Raw genomic sequence first — 19,040 nt, 5'->3', positions numbered from 1 at the left:
GAGGTCCGGATGTCCGGCACCGAGGGCGGATTCGTCCGCCGTATCGGCCTGTTCCAGGCGACAGCCATCAACATGAGCCAGATGTGCGGCATCGGCCCGTTCGTCACCATCCCCCTCATGGTCGCCGCCTTCGGCGGACCGCAGGCCGTCATCGGCTTTGTCGCGGGCGCGGTGCTCGCGCTCGCCGACGGGCTGATCTGGGCCGAGTTGGGCGCCTCGCTGCCGGGGGCCGGGGGCAGCTATGTGTATCTGCGCCAGGCGTTCCAGTACCGCAGCGGCAAGCTGATGCCGTTCCTGTTCGTGTGGACGGCGATGCTGTTCATCCCACTGATCATGTCCACCGGCGTGGTCGGTCTGGTGCAGTATCTGGGCTATCTGTGGCCCGATATGACGCAGACCCAGGGCGATCTGGTCGGACTCGGCGTCATCGTCCTGGTCATCGGGCTGCTGTGGCGGGGGGTCGAGCACATCGCCCGGATCACGGCCGTCATGTGGTGCGTGATGATCGCCTCGGTGGTCCTGGTCATCGTCGCCGCCTTCAGCCACTTCGACGCGGGGCAGGCGTTCACCTATCCGGACCACGCCTTCGAACTGAGCAGCGGTCACTTCTGGACCGGGTTCGCCGCGGGCCTGACCATCGGGATCTACGACTACCTCGGCTACAACACCGCCGCGTACATGGGCGCCGAGATCAAGGACCCCGGTCGCACCCTGCCGCGGGCGATCGTCACCTCGATCGCCGGGATCATGGGGATCTATCTGCTGCTGCAGATCGGCACCCTCGGTGTCGTCGACTGGCACGAGATGACCGAGCCCGGCTCGGTGGCCTCCCAGTCCGTCGCCTCTGCGGTGCTGGAGGAGACCTGGGGGAAGGGCGCGGCCGACGTCGTCACCGTGCTCATCCTCATCACGGCCTTCGCCTCCGTCTTCGCCGGGCTGCTGGGCGGCTCCCGGGTGCCGTACGACGCCGCCCGCGAGCGGGTCTTCTTCCGTCCGTACGGCACGCTCCATCCGCGCCATCGCTTCCCCATGCTGGGCCTGGCCACGATGGGCGTCGTCACCGCGATCGGCTTCCTGATCGGCCGCCACACCGATCTGGCCACGCTGATCCAGCTCCTGACCACGGTCATGGTGATCGTGCAGGCCCTGGCGCAGATCGTCGCCGTCACGGTGCTGCGCCGCCGCCAGCCGGGGCTGCGGCGGCCGTACCGGATGTGGCTCTATCCACTGCCGAGCGTGGTGGCGCTGGTGGGCTGGGTGGTGATCTACGGCTACGCGGACAAGAACTCCCCCGGACGGCACCCCATCGAATGGTCGCTGGCCTGGGTCGCGGCGGGGTGTGTGGCGTTCGTGCTGTGGGCGCGGGTGGAGAAGGTGTGGCCGTTCGGGCCGAAGGAGATCAGCGAGGAGTACGCGGCGGGCGCCGACCCCGACGCGGAAGGGGGCACCCCGGGCACGCCGGGCGTGGCGAAGGCCCAGGGCGGTACGGGCGACGCCTAGGGCCGCACGGGCACAGCCCGACCGGAGCCGTCAGCCCCGGGGCGCCAGGGCCTCCCACCGCACCGTGACCTCGCCCTGGCGCCAGCGCCGTGGGCCATCCGCGAGCGGCCAGCCCTGTGCGCGCAGCGTCTGGGCGCTGCGTATCCAGCGCTGACGCGCGCTGAGCGGCGCGTACGGGGCGGCGGCCGCCCAGGCGCGGTCGAAGTCGCGCAGGAAGGTGTGCACCGGCTCGCCCGGCACATTGCGGTGGATCAGCGCCTTGGGGAGCCGTTCGGCCAGGTCGGAGGGGCGTTCCAGGGAGCCGAGGCGGGCCGCGAAGGTCACGGTGCGCGGGCCCGCCGCGTCGAGCGCGACCCACACATGCCGCCGCCCGATCTCGTCGCAGGTGCCCTCCACCAGCAGCCCGCCGGGCGCCAGCCGGGCGCACAGCCGCCGCCATACGGCGGCGACCTCGCCCTCCTCGTACTGCCGCAGCACATTGGCCGCCCGGATGAGCGCCGGACGGGCCCCGCCGGGCAGCGGCACCTCGAAGCCGCCGTGCGCGAAGGTGAGCCCCTCGCGTTCGTACGGCCGCGCGGCGGCCACCCGCCCGGGGTCGATCTCGACCCCCACGACGCGGGCCCCGGCCCGTACGGTCCGTAGCCGGTCCAGCAGCTCGACGGCGGTCCAGGGGCCGCCCCGTACCCCAGATCCACCGCCACCGGCGCCTCCCCGGCCCGCCGCAGCGCGGCCCCATGCGCCGCCGCGATCCACCGGTCCATCCGGCGCAGCCGATTGGGATTGGTCGTCCCGCGGGTCGCCGAACCGATCGGACGGGACGGCGGGGGGACGCGGGCGGGCATGGCGCAGAGCCTATGCGGGGGCGGACGGGGCGTGGCCGACGGGTATCGGAACGTCACGCTTTGGCAAAGCGGAAATGGGAACCATAAGTTCCGGTGTTAACGACCGAGGAGGGAGCCCGCCCCGTCAAGGAGGTAACGCTCGGTGAGCCAGCACGCGTCCCGGCTCGGCGGTCTGCGAGGCCGGTCCCATATACCGTTCGGCGCACCGCCCCACCAGCGGCTTCGCCGCATTCCACGGCGGCCGCGGCGGATCGCGATGCTCAGTGTGCACACCTCGCCGCTGCATCAGCCCGGCACCGGCGACGCCGGGGGGATGAACGTCTACATCGTCGAGCTGGCCAAGCGGCTGGCCGCCATCGACATCGAGGTGGAGATCTTCACCCGGGCCACCACCGCCGCGCTGCCCCCGTCCGTCGAGCTCGCCCCCGGTGTGCTCGTCCGGCATGTGGACGCCGGGCCCTACGAGGGGCTGGCCAAGGAGGAGCTGCCGGCGCAGCTGTGCGCGTTCACCCACGGGGTCATGCGGGCGTGGGCCGGGCACCGGCCGGGCCATTACGATCTCGTCCACTCCCACTACTGGCTCTCCGGCCATGTCGGCTGGCTGGCCGCCGAGCGCTGGGGAGTGCCGCTGGTGCACGCCATGCACACCATGGCCAAGGTCAAGAACGCCGCGCTGGCGGCGGGCGACACCCCCGAGCCCGCGGCCCGCGTGATCGGCGAGCAGCAGATCGTCCGCGCCGCCGACCGGCTGATCGCCAACACCGGCGGGGAGGCCGACGAGCTGGTGCACCACTACGAGGCGGCGCGCGAGCTGGTCGCGGTCGTCCACCCCGGGGTGAACCTCGACCGCTTCCGGCCCGCCGACGGCAGGGCCGCCGCCCGGGCCCGGCTGGGGCTTCCGGCCGACGCGCTCATCCCCCTCTTCGCCGGGCGCATACAGCCGCTCAAGGCCCCGGACATCCTGCTGCACGCGGTCGCCCACCTCCTGGAGGAGGAACCCTCGCTGCGCGAGCGCATGGTCGTGCCCGTGGTGGGCGGCCCCAGCGGCAGCGGTCTGGCCAAGCCCGAGGGGCTGCACAAGCTGGCGGCGCGGCTGGGGATCTGCGATGTGGTCCGGTTCCGGCCGCCCTGTGCGCAGGACGAGCTCGCGGACTGGTACCGGGCGGCGTCCGTGCTGGTCATGCCCTCGTACAGCGAGTCGTTCGGGCTGGTGGCCATCGAGGCCCAGGCATGCGGCACCCCGGTCGTGGCGGCCTCGGTGGGCGGTCTGCCGGTGGCCGTACGGGACGGGGTCAGCGGCACGCTGATCCAGGGCCACGACCCCGCCGACTACGCCCGCGCCCTGCGCCCCTTCGCGAGCGAGCCGGGGAGGGTGGAACGGATGGGCGCGGCGGCGGCCCGGCACGCGGAGTCCTTCGGGTGGGACACGGCCGCCGCGGCGACGGCGGACGTCTACGCGGAGGCGATGCGTGAGCGGCGTCGCCTACGATCGGCCCATGGCTGACCCCAAGGCTGACATCGCGCCCAAGACCGACCCCCGGGCCGTCATCGAGCGGACGCTGAACGACGCCGAACTGGAGTGGGAGAGTCCGGAGGACGGCACCTACGTCGTCACGCTGCCGGGCACCCGCAAGCTGTCGACCACCTGCTCGCTGCGGGTCGGCCGGCACTCCCTCTCGGTCAACGCCTTCGTCGTCCGCCATCCCGACGAGAACCACGAGGCCGTCCACCGCTGGCTGCTGGAGCGCAACACCCGTCTCTACGCGGTGAGTTACGCGATCGACCAGCTCGGCGACATCTATCTGGTGGGCAAGCTGCCGCTCGCCGCGGTTATCCCGGAGGAAGTGGACCGGCTGCTCGGCACGGTGCTGGAGAACGCGGACGGCAGCTTCAACACCCTGCTGGAGATGGGGTTCGCGACCGCCATCCGCAAGGAGTACGCCTGGCGCACGGCGCGCGGCGAATCGACGCGCAACCTTGAGGCGTTCAGCAATCTGACCCGGGACGCGGCGAAGTAGACGTCGGCGAGGCGCGTCCCGCGCGCGCTTGATGTACGGCCCTGACGCGCCTCCTTGCCATGCCTGAGGTACGTCCATCCTGACGCGACCCCTTCCGTACACCCCTGCCCCATGGCATTCTCACGCCGTCTCTCACCTGAACTGCGTTCACATCCATGGAAGGCGGGGCTGGTTCATGGGCACGGAGATCAACAGAAGGCGGCTGCTCGGCGGGGCGATGGGCGTGGCGGCGGGCGCCACGTTCCTGGGGACGGGCGCCCCGTTCCTGACCGCCACGGACGCGGCGGCCGCATCGCGTACCGCCACCGGACCGGGCGCCCCGGGCGGGGCGGGCACCTCCGGCGGGGCGCGGACGTCCCCCCTCTGGCGTGAGTTCCGCGCCCGGCCTTACACCCATCCGCAGATCCCGTACGTCGGCCGCGCCGGATTCCTCGGTGGGCGTACCCACTTCCCCCGCCTGCCCGTCGTCGCCGACGTCCGCGACTACGGCGCCCGGCCCGACGGCTCCACGGACGCCGCCCCCGCGATCAACCGCGCCATCGCCGCGGCCGGGCGGCGCGGCGGCGGCACGGTCCTGGTGCCGCCCGGGACGTACCGCGTGGACGACGTCATCCGCCTCGGCTACGACAACGTCGTGCTGCGCGGCGCGGGCAGCGGCCGCACCACCCTCCACGCGACCCGCAGCCTCACCGAGCTGATCGGCCCGTACGGCAGCCGCTACGGCGGGAACAAGTCGTCCTGGTCCTGGGCCGGCGGGCTCATCTGGATCTGCCCGGACGCCCGCCGGCGCTCCCTGACCGACGCGATCCGGGCCCAGGCGTGGCCGTTCGAGGGCTGGACGGGCAACCAGCGCGACGAGGGGCACACCCTCACCGAACTCGCCGCCCCCGCCCGCCGCGGGGACTGGACGGTGACCGTCGAGGACCCGTCCGCCCTGCGCCGCGGCGACCGCGTGCTGTTCCAGCTCGCCGACGACGACAGCCACTCCCTCCTGCGCCATATGGCCGGTGACGTCGAGGGCGCCGCCGACTACGTCTGGGCCGACAAGACCAAGCTCACCTCGTACGTTCCTTACGAATGGCCGTGCCGCGTCGTCTCCGTCGACCGGTGGCGCCGCCGGGTGACCCTGGACCGTCCGCTCCCGCTGGACGCCCGGCCCGCCTGGAAGCCCCGGTTCACCACGCTCGTACGCCCGGTCACCGGCTCCGGGGTCGAGGGCATCACCCTCGATGTCGTCGAGACCCCGCAGTCGCAGCATCTGCTGGACAAGGGGTACAACGGCGTCGCGCTGCAGTGCGCGTGGGACTGCTGGGTGGACGACGTGACCGTCAACAACGTCGACAACGGCTTCCTGCTCGTCGCCGCCAAGGCGTGCACCCTGCGCCGCACCCGGGTGACGGGTCGCGGCAGCCATCATCCTTACTGCTGCCGCGAGGGCTCGCACGACAACCTCGTGGAGGACTTCGTGCTGGCTCAGCGCACCGTCCCGGCCCCGGCGGGGACGTCGCTGCACGGCATCAACGTGGAGGGGCTGTCCAGCTACAACGTCTGGTCGCGCGGCCGGATGGAGATGGGCACCTTCGACACCCACCGCGGGATGCCCTTCGCCAACGTCCGTACGGAGATCACGGTGGACAACACGGGGGCGCACGGCGGCGACGCGAGCGCGGGCCCGCTCTACGGTGCGCGGTTCACCCACTGGAACGTCACGGTCAGCAATCAGCGGGCCGGCTGCGTCAAGATCGACGACATCGCGCCGTACAGCGCGACGGTCGGGATCAGCGAGGTCCGGCAGTTCGGCCAGATCGACGTCCCGGACTTCACCGGTCCGCTGCACTCCCGTATCGAGTCCTATGGCCACCCTGAGGCCGTCCACCCCCGCAATCTGTACGAGGCCCAGCGCGCGATCGGCTGACATCTCCCCGAAAACACGGTGAGAAACGCGGTGAAGAAATACGGTCCATGACGCCTCTACGTGGTGAACCGGCTCCGGCGGCCGGGAACCATGAAGAGGAGACACAAGGGTGCTCATGGACAATCCGTGGCTCACGGTGGCAACGGTCGTGACGGTGGGGGTGCTACGGCTGATGGGGGACGTCATCCGCTGGCTGGCGGCGCGCTCGGGCGAACGGCTCCGGGCGCGCACGTTGGCCGAGTTGGTGAGCAGAACGGCACCGGGCACGGTGCTCACCGACCACCGCCCCGACGGCGCGGCGCTGACCATAAGGCGGCGGGTGGAGGAGCGGGACGGGGGTGATCGGGGTGAGTGACACCGTCGAGGAGACCGCGCGCGGCGGCGAGTTCGAGGAGGAGTTCGACGCCTTCTACGCCCGCACCTACCCCTGGCTGGCCGCCCGCGCGGTGATGCTCAGCGGCAACCGGCAGAACGCCGAGGACGCCGTGCAGGAGGCGTACATCGAGGCGATGCGCCGCTGGCCCGAGGTCAGGGCGTACGCCTCGCCCGAGGCATGGGTGACCACCACCATGCGGCGCAAGCTGTCGAAGGACGGGCGGCGCTGGTGGTTCCGCTGGAAGCCGGTCGAGATGGCCGAGACGACCGTCCCGGCCGCCCCGACCGCCACCGTGGAGGAGACCGCCGAGGCACTGGCCGCGCTGCGCGCCCTCGGCACGCTGCCGCCACGCCAGCGTCAGGTGGTCGTCATGCATTCGCTCGAGGGCATGAGCTATCGGGCGATCTCCGCCGAGCTCGGGATCTCGGTCGGCAGCGTCGGCAGCAACCTCAACAAGGCCCGCGCCCGGCTGAGCCTGATGCTGGACGTCTCCCCGGAGCTCGGCCGTCCGACCGAGCGCCTGCTGACCCGCACGCCGGAGGATCCGCTGACGGCGGTGCTGTACGGGGCCGCGGAGTGGCTGTCGGACGGTTTCCGGGGCGATGCGCGGAGCGGTTTCCGGTCCGACGCCGCCCGTAACGGCGGTCCCGACGGCATTCGGGAGCGCCGATGATCGCCGCCGCCCGCGCCCTCCTCGCCCTCGCCCTGCTCGCCGTCTTCTACGCGCTGGTCGCGGCCATGGTGCTGCTCTGGGGCGCCTTCCTCGCGGCGGCCTTATGGACCGCGGCGGAGCCGGGGGTCCAGACGCCGCCCATGAGCGTCGTCACCGCCTGCGCGGCGTTCGCCCCGATCGTCTTCGGCATGGTGTGGGCGGTGATCCGCACCGCCCGCCCCGCCGTATCGCGCGAGGACGCGGTGACGGTGACCCGGCGCGGGGCACCGGAGTTATGGCGCACGGTCGAGGAGCTGGCCCTCGCCGTCGGCACCCGCCCGCCCGCCCGTATCCGGCTGACCGCCGAGGTCAACGCCTCCGTCACCGAGGACGCACCACTCCTCGGGCTCGCCCCCGGCCGACGCGTCCTCTACCTCGGAATGCCCCTGTTGGCCTGTCTGCCGCCCGCGGAACTGCGCGCCGTCCTCGCCCATGAGCTGGGCCACTTCTCCCGCCGCCACAGCCGCTTCGGCGCGGTCGCCCATCGGGGCGCGGCGGGGCTGGACGCCGCCCGGCAGGCGATCCAGGAGGCGTCGGCCGCCAACCACCTGGTGCGGCTGTACGCGGGCTGGCCCCTGCTGCTGCTCGGCCTCTACACCCGCGTCTTCCGCTGGCTCACCCGCCCGGTCCGGCGGCGGCAGGAGCTGGAGGCCGACCGCGAGGCCGCCCGGGTGGCCGGTCCGGGCGCCATGGCCGACGCGCTGCGCTCGACGGCGGCGCTTGAGGCGGCGTGGCAGGAGTTCCTGGCGGACTTCCTCGCCCCGATGCGCCGGGCGACGGGCCGGATCCCCGACGATCCGTTCCGCGCCTTCGCCCATATGGTCGAGGCCCCCGAAGTACGGGAGCCGCTGGCCGCGTTGCGCGCCCGGTCCGTCGAGCGGCCCGCCGACCCCGACGACGCGCATCCGGCGCTGGCCACCCGGCTGGAACGGCTGGCGCGCCTGCCTGCCCCGGAGCCCGGCGCCGAACCCCTTTTCCCGGACGCCCTCTCCCTGGATCCCCTCGCCCCGGACCCCCTCTCCCTACAGCCGCGGTACGCGGTCGCGCTGGGCCGCCTCACGCTGTCCGGCCCGGACGCGGGAAAGCGGGTGCCGTGGCGGGACTGGCTCACCGAACTGGCCGCGTACCGCGCGACGCGCATCCTCACCTCGTTGGCCGAGGTGGTGCGCGGGGTCGAGGAGGCGGAGGGGGCGGGACGCCAGAAGGCGGGGCCGGTCACGGGGCCGGACGCGATGCCAATCGGGGAGCCGGACGCGAGGTGGGTCGGGGAGCCGGAAGCAGAGCGGTTCGCGGAGCCGGGCGCGGGACCAGCCGCCCAGCCGGACGCGCTCACCATCCAACGGGTGCTGCGGCTGCTCGACAGCGGCCGCCGTATGCCCCTCGCCCGCGCCCTCGACTCCCGTCTGTCGCACGGTGAGCTGACGCCCCACCCCGAGCAGACCGAACGCGACGATCCGCTCAGCTCCCTGGCCGACGCCCTGGCCGTGCTGATCGGAGCGCAACTGGTCGCGCGGGGGACCGCGTACTGGGCCATGAACTGGACCGGCCCCAGCATCCTCGTACCGCCCGACGGCATCGCCCCCGAAACCATTCGCACCTGGGCCGACACCGCCGTGCGGCTGCCCGGCCAGACCCAGCGGCTCGGGCTGCACCTGGCCGCCCTGGGCGTGGACGAACGCGCACCCCTGCCCTGCCCGGCCAGGGGTACGGCGGACGGGCCGATGCCGGGGGAGAAGGCGCGGCGGATCAGCATCACGCCCGAGGTCACCGGCCCCGCGCGCCGGCGCATCATCGCCGTAGGGGCGCTGGCGCTCACCGTGCTGGTGGTGATGACGGGGTGGACGTTCGCGCTGTGGGCGAACAAGGACGAGCCGAGCTACCCCCGGATCCCGGTGACCCGGTGGAACGACCGCTACCAGCCGGGCGGCGGCACCGGCACGGATCCCGTTCCGTACCCGACCTACCAGCGGCCCACTTTCCCGGACCGGCAGACGATCCCGACCTACCAGCCCCCACTGCCCCCGCCCATCCATATCGAGCCCGTCATCCCCAGGTCCGCGCCGTAAGCGCACCGGTCCGCGCCGTAAGCGCACCGGGCCGTGCCCTTAGCCACCGCTGCCCTCGCCCACCCCAGCCCGGACGCCGCCCCCGGCACCGATCTCACCCTCAGGGCCCGCGCCCACCTCGGCACCCGCGCCATCACCCACACCCACCCCGCTCGCAGAAACCTCGCCCCCGGATCCGTCGGCCGCAGGCCGACTCCGCATCGCACGCCCCAACGCCGCGTACCCCCCGGCCGCCACGACCCCCACCACGGCGCTGCTCGCCCACAGGGCGTCCGCCCCGAAGCGGTCCATGACCGCGCCACCCACCAGCGGTGCGGTGAGCGAGGCGAGGGACCAGGACAGGCTGTACATCCCCTGGTAGCGGCCGCGCGCATGGGTCGGGGAGAGCCGGGCCACGAGCCCCATCTGGGTGGGGGAGTTGATGATCTCGCCGAGCGTCCAGACGGTCACGGCCACCGTGTACATCCCGACCGACCCGGCGAAGGCGGTCAGCCCGAAGCCCCCTCCGGTCAGCAGCGCGGAGGCCATCAGCAGCGGCGCCGGATCGCGGTGTTCGAGGAACCGCGTCACCGGGATCTGTACGGCCACGATCAGCGCGCCGTTGGTCGCGATCGCGATGCCGTAGTCCGTGCTGGACAGCCCCTCCGCCCCCATCGCCACGGGCAGCGCCACGAACGCCTGCTGGATGAGGGTCGCGACCAGATACGACAGCCCGACCACGGCCATGAACCGCCGGTCCCGCAGCACCGAGCCCAGCCCGACCTCCGGATCCGGCGCGGCCACTGCCCCATCCCCACCCCCATCCCCGGCGGCGGCGTCACCCCGCTCCGGACGGGACTCCGGCACCTTGGCGAAGACGATGACCGCGCACAGCAGCGTCATCCCGGCGTCGCCCAGGAAGAGCGTGAGATAGCCGTGGCTCGCGATCAGCCCGGCCGCCGCCGCGGAGACGGCGAAGCCGAGGTTGATGGCCCAGTAGTTGAGCGCGAAGGCCCGCACCCGGTCCTCGGGGCGGACGATGTCGGCGATCATCGCCTGCACCGCGGGCCGTGACGCGTTGCTGGTCATCCCCACCAGGCAGGTCACGACGGCGATGGCGACCGGGTCCTGGACGAAGCCCAGCACGGCCACCGTGACCGCCGTCGACACCTGCGAGACCAGCAGCGTGGGCCGCCGCCCCAGCCGGTCGGTCAGCACCCCGGCGACCACCGCCGACACCGCCCCGCCCAGCCCGTGCAGCGCCCCGACCAGCCCGGCGAACATCGCCGAATAGCCCCGATCCGCGGTCAGGTACATGGCAAGGAACGTGGCCACGAACCCGCCCAGCCGATTGACCAGCGTGGAGGTCCACAGCCACCAGAACTCCCGGGGCAACCCCGAGACGCTCTCCTTCGCGGCCTGTTTCAGTCGAGCGACGGACACCGGACGACTCCCCCCTGTACATGCCACAGCCTGTAAGTGGCGCCACCAGGATCCGCAACTTACCCACGCCGCCCCCGCGCCGCCAGCGAATTGACGGGGTCCGTCAACCGACCCCCTCGGACCGGTCCAGTAGGCTCGGCGGCATGGCCGACGCACCGTACAAGCTGATCCTCCTCCGCCATGGCGAGAGCGAGTGGAACGCGAAGAACCTGTTCACCGGCTGGGTGGACGTCAATCTGAACGAGAAGGGCGAGAAGGAGGCTGTCCGCGGCGGTGAGCTGCTGAAGGACGCCGGCCTGCTCCCCGACGTGGTCCACACGTCCCTCCAGAAGCGCGCCATCCGCACCGCGCAGCTCGCCCTCGAGGCGGCCGACCGCCTCTGGATCCCGGTCCACCGCTCCTGGCGCCTCAACGAGCGCCACTACGGCGCGCTGCAGGGCAAGGACAAGGCGCAGACCCTCGCCGAGTTCGGCGAGGAGCAGTTCATGCTGTGGCGCCGCTCGTACGACACCCCGCCGCCTCCGCTGGACCGCGACGCCGAGTACTCCCAGTTCGCGGACCCGCGCTACGCGACCCTCCCGCCGGAGCTGCGCCCGCAGACGGAGTGCCTCAAGGACGTCGTCGTCCGCATGCTCCCGTACTGGTTCGACAGCATCGTCCCGGACCTGCTCACGGGCAGGACGGTCCTGGTCGCGGCCCACGGCAATTCCCTCCGCGCCCTGGTCAAGCACCTCGACGGCATTTCCGACGCCGACATCGCGGGCCTGAACATCCCCACCGGCATCCCGCTCTCCTACGACCTGGACACCGACTTCCGCCCCGTCAACCCGGGCGGCACCTACCTCGACCCGGAGGCCGCGAAGGCCGCCATCGAGGCGGTCAAGAACCAGGGCAAGAAGAAGTAAGCCGCCGCCAGTAAGCCCCCTACCTGCGGTTTCTCCGCCGGTAGGGGGCTTGTTGCTGTGCCGGGGCCGTCTCCGGGCCGTGAGCTGCTTGATCGGGCCGTCAGGCGGCAATGCGCCGAGCCCACCGTTCGGGTGATTGCTCGGGCGACGGGGATCACCGGATATCCGGCCTGTCGGACAACCCGACATACTGTGCGAATGACGGCACAGAAGACAATTCCCCCCTTGATTCACCAGACATGGAAAGACGCCGACCTCCCTCCGGCATGGCAGAAGTGGGCCGAGTCCTGGCGGCTGAACCACCCCGGCTGGGGTTACCGATTGTGGACGGACGCGGACAATCGCGCCTTCCTCCAGGAGCACTATCCGTGGTTCCTGCCGGTCTACGACGGTTATCCCGAACCGATCATGCGGGCCGACGCGATCCGCTATTTCCTGCTCGACCATTTCGGCGGCCTCTACGTGGATCTGGATTTCGAGTGCCGGAAGCCGGTCTCCGACCTCCTTGACGGGCGCGAGCTCGTCCTCGGCTGCGAACCCGAGGCACACACCCGCCTGTTGCTGGCCCGGCAGCGCGGATTCACCCGCATCGTCGGCAACGCGTTCATCGCGTCACGGCCGGGCCACCCCTTCTGGGCGGCCCATGTGCACCGTCTGCTGGTCGGCGCCCACAAGCTGCCGCACACGCTCGATGCGACCGGCCCGTTCTTCCTCACCAGAGCGGTCGACAGCGCCCCGGAGCCGGACTCGATCACGGTGGTCGGCCCGGAGGTCCTGTATCCGGAGGTGAGCCCGTACGCGACAGAGCTGTTCGGCCCGCAGGAGGCCGACTACGACCGCGCCTACGCCGTGCACCACTGGTCGGGAAGCTGGGCCTGCGACACCGCGACCGTGCCGAGGGTCTCGGCCGGCAGACGGCTCCCGTTCTGGGCGAGCCAGGAGCGGCAACCGGTCGCCGACGGCCTGCTCAACCTGGAGGCGCAGCGCCGCCGCCTGGCCTCGGGCGCGCCGGCGCCGGCCGTGTCCTGCCTGATGGTGACCAAGGACCGCTCGGCGACGGCACGCCGCGCGATCAGGTGCTTCACCGCTCAGACCTACCCGAACCTGGAGCTGGTGGTGCTGGAGGACGGCACCGATGACGCGCTCGAGCAGCACATCCGTGACCTGGGCGACCCGCGGATCCGCCATCACCGGCTCCCCCCGGAGGGACGGACCTTGGGGGAACTGCGCAATGAGGCGGTGGACCGGGCCACCGGGCCGTACGTGTGCCAGTGGGACGACGACGACCTGTACGACCCGGAGCGGGTGGAAACCCAGATGGCGGCGATTCTCGCGCTCGGCGCCGACGCGTGCTTCCTCGCCCGTGAGCGGCTGTGGTGGCCCGCCCGGCGCAAGCTCGCCATCTCCTGCGCGCGGGTCTGGGAAGGGTCGATGGTGTGCGCGAAGGACCGGCTCCCGCGCTATCCGGCCGAGCGCCGTGGCGAGGACACCCCGGTGGCCGAGGAGATCGTCCGAAGCTGCCGGGCCGTCTCGGTGGACGCGTCCGACCTGTACACCTACGTATGCCACGGGAACAACACCTTCGACGAGTCGCATTTCGCGGAGCACTTCGAGGTGGCGACCCATGTGTGGGCCGAACCCGGCGCCTACGCCGGGCAGTTGCTCGCCATGGCGGCCCGGCTGCCGCTCGAGCCGGGGGACATCGCGCACGCCGAGACCGCCGCGGCCGCCGCGAGCACGTACGAGCGGAAGCCGCAGCCGGTCCCCGAGCCGACCCCGGCGCCGGCGAGCGAGCGGCCCCCGGTGCTGGTGCTCACGCCCCTCAAGGACGCGGCCGCGTTTCTGCCCGGCTATCTGGACCGCCTGCGCACGCTGGACTACCCGCGCGAGGCGATCTCGCTGGGCCTGCTGGAGGGCGACAGCAGGGACTCGACCCCGGAACTGCTCCGGCAGCTCCTGCCCGGTATCGAGGGGGAGTTCCGGCGGGTGACCCTCGTCCACCATGACGTCGGCCTCCAGTTGGCCGGAGCCCGCTGGGAGCCGGGAATCCAGCGCCGGCGCCGGTCGGTGCTGGCCAAGGTGCGCAACCATCTCCTCGCCCGGGCCCTGGCCGACGAGGAGTGGGTGCTGTGGCTCGACGTCGATGTCACCGACTACCCGGCGGACCTCGTCCAGCGCCTGCTCGGCGCGGGCAAGGACATCGTCGTCCCGCACTGCGCCACCGCACCCGGCGGGCCGACGTACGACCTGAACACCTTCGTCCTCAAGCCCGGAGCCTCCACGCTCAACTGGGCCCAGTGGCTGCGCGACGGCATCCTTCAGCCTCCCCGGGGCTTCGGCCGGACGTATCTCGACGAGTTGCGTGGACGCGGACTCGTCCGCGTCGACTCGGTCGGCGGAACCGCGTTGCTGGTCCGTGCGGAGTTGCACCGCGACGGCCTCAATTTCCCGTCCTTCCCCTATCGGCAGCTCATCGAGACGGAGGGGCTGGCCGCGATGGCCCTGGACATGGGAACCGCCTGCTGGGCGCTGCCCGATCTGGAAGTGGTGCATCCGCACCACGGCGCACCGCAGCCGGAGCCCGCCCTCCTGGCCGTCACGCACAGTAAGTAGTCATTTTGACACATGGAGTGACAAAACTTACGGTGACTTTGCTGCCCACGTCGCGACATACAGCGGCATTCCGGGGCAGATCCCCCGCACCCGAAGGAAAGGTGTCACCGTGAAATCCCGTGTCATGACCTCACTGGCGCTGCCTGCCGCGCTGGCCACGGCCGGACTGCTCAGCAGCGCGGAGGCGGCCTACGCCGCCATCGCTCCGGACACGCAGACGGGGACGGCGGCGTATGGGTACTCAGGACAGCCGATGAGCGGCGACATCACCCTCACGCCCGGGACCAGCCACCCCTGCGACCCGATAGGCAACGTCACGATCACCGACTACGGGCACTGCTGCCCGCCGGTGAACAACATGACCATCACGGACTACGGGCACTGCTGCCCGCCCGTGAACAACATGACGATCACCGACTACGGGCACTGCTGCAACGTCGGCAACGTCACCATCCCCGACTACGGGTGGTTCTGCAGGGTCGACGACGACCCCGGACTCGAGCGCGAGTTCGGCCGCCAGCACGAGCACGCGGCCGGCACCCACGCCCCCCAGCGTGCGGAGCGCGCGCACAGCTGACGCAGGATCCGTCGCTGTGTCCGGCCGTGGGCCCGCGGAAGTGGCCCGGGGGGGACGGCCGGCGCTCGGAACACCGGCTTCCGGCCGCCCGATCCCGATCCCGCTCCCACCCCACCCCCGATCCCGTTCCCGCCCCGAACCGAAAGACCGCGCATGTCTCACCATCCCGACCCCGTGGTCTCGGTGGTCATCCCCTGCCATGACTACGCCCGCTATCTGCCCGAGGCCGTGTCCAGCATCCTTGCCCAGACCTTCCGGGACTGGGAGCTCCTCATCGTCGACGACGGCAGCACCGACAACACCGTCGAGGTCGCCCGGTCCCTGATCGCCCGCCACCCCGACCGGCGCATCAGGATCGTCCAGCGGGCGAACGGCGGCGTCTCGGCCGCCCGTAACACCGGGATCGATGCGGCCACCGGCCGCTACGTCCTTCCGCTGGACGCCGACGACGTGATCGCTCCCACGATGCTCGAGAAGACCGTCGCGGTCCTGGACGACAGCCCCGGCATCGCGATCGCCTCCACTGATGTGTTCACCTTCACCGACGACGATCTGCCCCCGCAGGCGATGTCCCTCCCCGCCTACAGCCGGGAACTGATGCTCCAGCGGCTGATCATGTTCTACTGCTCGCTGTTCCGCCGGGAGGTGTGGCAGGCCGTGGGCGGCTACGACGAGAGCATGCGGGCCGGAGAGGACTGGGACTTCTGGGTCGGCTGCGTCGAGCACGGCTTCGATGCCCACCACATCCATGAGCCGCTGTTCGGGGCACGCAACAAGGACACGGGACTGCACGTGGAGGCCGCCGAGAACGACCTGGCCATCCGGGCGCGGATCGTGGCCAACCACCCGAGCCTGTTCAAGCCGATCACCCGTGGCTGGGCGCAGGCCGTGCTCGGCCAGGACGCGGAAACCTGCCTGCGGGACGACCGCGTGCCCGACGACATCCTCACCCGGGCCGCCGAGATGGATCACTTCCTCACCGCGGTGATGGCCCTGCAGCGCACGGCGCGGGTGCAGCACTACCACATCCAGCGGCTGGAGAAGGAACTGGCGGCGCACCGCCACGCGGCCGGCTCTCCCGCCCAGGAGAAGGGCCCGACGGCGTCGGCGGTTTCCGCCGTCTAGCGTGGTGATCAGGCCCTCGACCTGCGCCTATGGCGCGGATCAGAGGGCCTGGGGCCTTTCGCGGCCTGGGCCCGCTGTGGGTCCGCAGCGTCAAGGATCGTGAGGCATCAGGCGGTCGGCGGGTCGTCGGCGAGGCCGACGTGGGAGCCGACGTCGTCGCGGTGGGCGGCGTCGAGAACGGCGTTCAGCAGCCCTGGGAAACGGGCGTTGAGGTCGTCGCTGCGCAGGGTGACGAAGCAGCGGGTGCCTTCCTGCCGGGTGCGGGTGACGCCCGCGTCCCGGAGTACGCGCAGGTGATGGCTGAGGGTGGACTTGGCCACTGGCGCACGCAGTTCGCCCCATCCGTGTTCGCGTTCGTCGGCGAGTACCCGTATCAGGCCGACCCGGATGGGGTCGTTGAGCGCCCCCATCACGTCGATGAGGGTGATCTCGTCCGGAGTGGGATGTCGCGCTTGTTTCACGGAGACCATGTTACGTTATTCGATGTTCTATGAATGACGAACATTGAGGTGTCATGAGCGACAAGCCCCCCGTAGATCTCGTTGAACGCGTTGTCATCGTCACCGGAGCCGGGTCCGGCATCGGCCGGGCCGCGGCGCGCGCCTTCGCCCAAGCCGGTGCCCGGGTCCTGGGAGTCGGTCGCCGCATCGACGCTCTTGAGGAGACCGCCGCCGGCCATTCCGCGATCGTCGCCCATTCGGCCGACCTGAGCGACCCAGGAGCACCGGAGGAGGTGGTCAACGCCGCGGTTGAGCGCTGGGGGCAGGTGGACGTGCTGGTCAACAACGCCGGAGCCACCAAGATCATGACGCTGGCCGACACCACCGACAGCGCCATCACCGACCTGTTCGGCCTCAACGTCGTCGCCCCCAGCCTGCTGGCCCGAGAGGCGCTGCCGCACCTGCGCCGGAGCCGGGGCTCGATCGTCAACATCTCCAGCACCTACGGCCACCGGCCGCTGCCGGGCGGCGCCCACTACGCGGCGTCCAAGGCCGCCCTCGAACAGCTCACCCGCAGTTGGGCAGTGGAACTCGCCGCCGACGGCATCCGCGTCAATGCCCTCGCCCCCGGCCCGACGGAAAGCCAGGCCCTGGCCGCCGCCGGACTCTCCCAGGAGACCATCGAACACATCAAGCACGAAGAAGCCTCCCGCATCCCCCTCGCCCGCCGCGGCAACCCCGACGAGGTCGCCGCCTGGATCCTGCGCCTGGCCGATCCAGCCACGACCTGGCTCACCGGGCAGATCCTCACCATCGACGGCGGCCTGGAACTGACCTGACGGCCCCGGCTTCGTGGAGCACGCCCACAGCGCGGCCAACGGCGCCGGCCGGTCAGGAAGTGGACCCCACCGGCACCCCGGCCAACACGGCCCCGACCACGGACCGCCTGATCGGGTCGGCCCGCGCTGACGTGCTCGGCAAGCTCAGGCGCCAAATCGACGGCGCCGAGGCCATCATCGGCAACGCGGAGCATGAGCGCGCCAAGCGCCGGCGGTGAGTGGCAACTCGTTCAACATCGACGCCACCTGACCTCAGCCCGCTACCCGCGGTTTCATCGCGGGTAGGGGGCTTCGGGGCACGGCAGCCCGAGAGCCGATGCCCGGCGCCTCAGCGCATCGCCGCCTCGCCCGAGTACACCGCACGCAAAGCGCGCTCGACCGTCTCCTCGTTTTCGCCCACCGGGGCCACGTAGTCCAGCGCGCCGGAGCACTGGGCGCCGATGAGCTGGCGTGAGGGGTCGAGGGGCAGCCTGGAGATCAGTTCGTCGTCGGCGACGACCTCGCGGGCCTTTACGCCGCTGCCGATCAGGACGACGTCGGCTTCGGTCACGAACTCCATCGGGCGCTGGCCGGTGACCTCGACGCCGTTCATGGAGGTGACCACCGGCGTGGGTGTGGTGATGAAGGCCTCCAGGCCCTCCTTGCGGCATCGGTTGATCAGCGCGGAGGCGATGAAGCTGTCGAGCTCGTTGAATCCGTCAAAGGTGACCACGGCTACCTGCGGCATGGCATCTCCTCACGTGCGATACGGCGGCTCAGTGTCTCCCGGGCGCCGGGCGCCGGGCCCGGGTCGCGGGCCAATGGGGGAGCGGTGGCTCATCGGGCCATAAGACCTCTTAAGGACTTACGCTGACATCGTCCGCGGCGGCCGCACAACCGGGACGGGACGGTGAGCTACGCATGGCCAGGTACGAGCAGATCGCCGATGCCCTACGGCAGAGCATCCGCGCAGGTCAGCTAACCCCCGGGGAGCGGCTTCCGGCCGAGGACAAGCTCGCGGCGCGGTATCGGACCAGTGTGCCGACGCTGCAGCGGGCGCTGTCGGAGCTGGTGGCCGAGGGGCTGATCGACAGACGGCACGGGGTGGGGACGTTCGTGCGCACCCCGCGCCGGCGGGTCATGCGGAGCAACGATCGGCATCAGTGGGAGAAGGACCGGGTGCGCCGGTCCACGGCGGAGCGGCTGCGGACCGGGTCCACCGAGCATGACACCGGGCTGGAGGTGACCGACCTCGCCTTCCACGCCGAGTACCGCGACGCGAAGGCCGACGAGGACCTGGCCTCCGTCTTCGGGGTCCCCATGGGCACACGGCTGCTGGAGCGGATCTACCGCACCAACTGCCGCGCGGAGGACGCGCCGTTCGCCCTGGTGCGCTCCTACCTCGTCCACGACGTGGTGTCCGCCAATCCGGAGTTGCTCGACGCCGCCAACGAGCCCTGGCCCGGCGGCACCCAGAATCAGCTCTACACGATCGGCATCGAGCTGGACCGCATAGAGGAACGGATCACGGCCCGGCCGCCGACGGTGGAAGAGGCCGAGGCGCTCGGGCTGAAGAAGGGTGTGTCGGTGATCGTCCTGCGCAAGATCTGTACGGATATCCGCGACCGGGTCGTGGAGGTCTCCGACGTGACGCTGTGCGGAGACCGTACGGAGCTCGTCTTCACCACGCCCCTGAAGAGGTGGTGACCAT

Annotated in this window: 17 protein-coding genes and 1 pseudogene; 14 read left to right on the top strand and 4 right to left on the bottom strand. The window is 71.4% G+C overall.

Annotated elements, in window-relative coordinates; genetic code table 11:
* Positions 1-9: 9 nt before the first annotated feature.
* Positions 10-1,500, top strand: a complete 1,491-nt coding sequence (locus BLV72_RS14945; RefSeq protein WP_093462796.1) for an APC family permease — start codon at positions 10-12, stop codon at positions 1,498-1,500.
* 30 nt (positions 1,501-1,530) lie between these two features.
* Here the strand turns inward: BLV72_RS14945 and BLV72_RS14940 are convergent.
* Positions 1,531-2,342: pseudogene (locus tag BLV72_RS14940) on the bottom strand (class I SAM-dependent methyltransferase).
* 142 nt (positions 2,343-2,484) lie between these two features.
* Between BLV72_RS14940 and mshA the strand changes: the two are divergent.
* The 6 genes from mshA (at position 2,485) to BLV72_RS14910 (ending at position 9,429) form a co-directional block, all read left to right on the top strand.
* On the top strand, positions 2,485-3,846 hold the full coding sequence (mshA, locus tag BLV72_RS14935) for a D-inositol-3-phosphate glycosyltransferase (RefSeq protein WP_093462794.1): 1,362 nt from the start codon (positions 2,485-2,487) through the stop codon (positions 3,844-3,846).
* Positions 3,839-4,360: a type III secretion system chaperone family protein gene (locus BLV72_RS14930; RefSeq protein ID WP_093470351.1), complete on the top strand. Its 522-nt coding sequence runs from the start codon at positions 3,839-3,841 to the stop codon at positions 4,358-4,360. The genes mshA and BLV72_RS14930 overlap by 8 nt, the downstream gene beginning before the upstream one ends.
* Positions 4,361-4,535: 175 nt before the next feature.
* Positions 4,536-6,275, top strand: coding sequence for a glycoside hydrolase family 55 protein (locus tag BLV72_RS14925; RefSeq protein ID WP_093462793.1), 1,740 nt, complete (start codon positions 4,536-4,538; stop codon positions 6,273-6,275).
* A 115-nt stretch (positions 6,276-6,390) separates the two neighbouring features.
* Positions 6,391-6,630, top strand: a complete 240-nt coding sequence (locus tag BLV72_RS14920) for a hypothetical protein (RefSeq protein ID WP_125760254.1) — start codon at positions 6,391-6,393, stop codon at positions 6,628-6,630.
* Entirely contained in the window at positions 6,623-7,324 is a 702-nt protein-coding gene (locus tag BLV72_RS14915; RefSeq protein WP_244320768.1) for an RNA polymerase sigma factor, read from the top strand. Before BLV72_RS14920 ends, BLV72_RS14915 begins: the two co-directional genes overlap by 8 nt.
* Positions 7,321-9,429, top strand: a complete 2,109-nt coding sequence (locus BLV72_RS14910) for a M48 family metalloprotease (RefSeq protein ID WP_093462791.1) — start codon at positions 7,321-7,323, stop codon at positions 9,427-9,429. Before BLV72_RS14915 ends, BLV72_RS14910 begins: the two co-directional genes overlap by 4 nt.
* Before the next feature lie 39 nt (positions 9,430-9,468).
* Here BLV72_RS14910 and BLV72_RS14905 read toward each other — a convergent pair whose 3' ends face one another.
* Complete coding sequence (locus BLV72_RS14905; protein ID WP_093462790.1) at positions 9,469-10,851, bottom strand: MDR family MFS transporter; 1,383 nt, start codon at positions 10,849-10,851, stop codon at positions 9,469-9,471.
* A gap of 143 nt (positions 10,852-10,994) precedes the next feature.
* On the opposite strand from BLV72_RS14905, the gene BLV72_RS14900 reads away from it, so the two are divergent.
* The 4 genes from BLV72_RS14900 (at position 10,995) to BLV72_RS14885 (ending at position 16,071) form a co-directional block, all read left to right on the top strand.
* The gene (locus BLV72_RS14900) at positions 10,995-11,756 is read left to right on the top strand and encodes a phosphoglyceromutase (protein WP_093462788.1); all 762 of its coding nucleotides are present in this window, start codon (positions 10,995-10,997) and stop codon (positions 11,754-11,756) included.
* A 225-nt stretch (positions 11,757-11,981) separates the two neighbouring features.
* On the top strand, positions 11,982-14,369 hold the full coding sequence (locus BLV72_RS14895; RefSeq protein WP_244320767.1) for a glycosyltransferase: 2,388 nt from the start codon (positions 11,982-11,984) through the stop codon (positions 14,367-14,369).
* Positions 14,370-14,478: 109 nt separating this feature from the next.
* Positions 14,479-14,946, top strand: a complete 468-nt coding sequence (locus BLV72_RS14890) for a hypothetical protein (RefSeq protein ID WP_093462785.1) — start codon at positions 14,479-14,481, stop codon at positions 14,944-14,946.
* 153 nt (positions 14,947-15,099) lie between these two features.
* Positions 15,100-16,071: a glycosyltransferase family 2 protein gene (locus BLV72_RS14885; RefSeq protein ID WP_093462784.1), complete on the top strand. Its 972-nt coding sequence runs from the start codon at positions 15,100-15,102 to the stop codon at positions 16,069-16,071.
* Positions 16,072-16,178: 107 nt separating this feature from the next.
* Here the strand turns inward: BLV72_RS14885 and BLV72_RS14880 are convergent, their stop codons facing one another.
* Positions 16,179-16,541 carry an ArsR/SmtB family transcription factor gene (locus BLV72_RS14880; protein WP_093462782.1) on the bottom strand — a complete coding sequence of 121 codons (363 nt, stop codon included), beginning with the start codon at positions 16,539-16,541 and terminating at the stop codon, positions 16,179-16,181.
* A 44-nt stretch (positions 16,542-16,585) separates the two neighbouring features.
* On the opposite strand from BLV72_RS14880, the gene BLV72_RS14875 reads away from it, so the two are divergent.
* Positions 16,586-17,350 carry an SDR family NAD(P)-dependent oxidoreductase gene (locus BLV72_RS14875; protein WP_093462781.1) on the top strand — a complete coding sequence of 255 codons (765 nt, stop codon included), beginning with the start codon at positions 16,586-16,588 and terminating at the stop codon, positions 17,348-17,350.
* Between the two features lie 59 nt (positions 17,351-17,409).
* A complete protein-coding gene (locus BLV72_RS47900) occupies positions 17,410-17,568 on the top strand; it encodes a hypothetical protein (RefSeq protein ID WP_167746264.1) in 159 nt (52 codons plus the stop codon).
* Positions 17,569-17,678: 110 nt separating this feature from the next.
* Here BLV72_RS47900 and BLV72_RS14870 read toward each other — a convergent pair whose 3' ends face one another.
* Positions 17,679-18,077 carry a type 1 glutamine amidotransferase family protein gene (locus tag BLV72_RS14870; protein WP_093462779.1) on the bottom strand — a complete coding sequence of 133 codons (399 nt, stop codon included), beginning with the start codon at positions 18,075-18,077 and terminating at the stop codon, positions 17,679-17,681.
* A gap of 173 nt (positions 18,078-18,250) precedes the next feature.
* Here BLV72_RS14870 and BLV72_RS14865 point away from each other — a divergent pair, with 173 nt between their 5' ends.
* On the top strand, positions 18,251-19,036 hold the full coding sequence (locus BLV72_RS14865; protein ID WP_093462778.1) for a GntR family transcriptional regulator: 786 nt from the start codon (positions 18,251-18,253) through the stop codon (positions 19,034-19,036).
* Positions 19,037-19,040 lie beyond the last annotated feature (4 nt).

Origin of the sequence: Streptomyces melanosporofaciens (genome assembly GCF_900105695.1) — a bacterium.
Taxonomy (GTDB): Bacteria; Actinomycetota; Actinomycetes; order Streptomycetales; family Streptomycetaceae; genus Streptomyces; species Streptomyces antimycoticus.
This window is presented reverse-complemented; position numbering and strand designations above follow the sequence as displayed.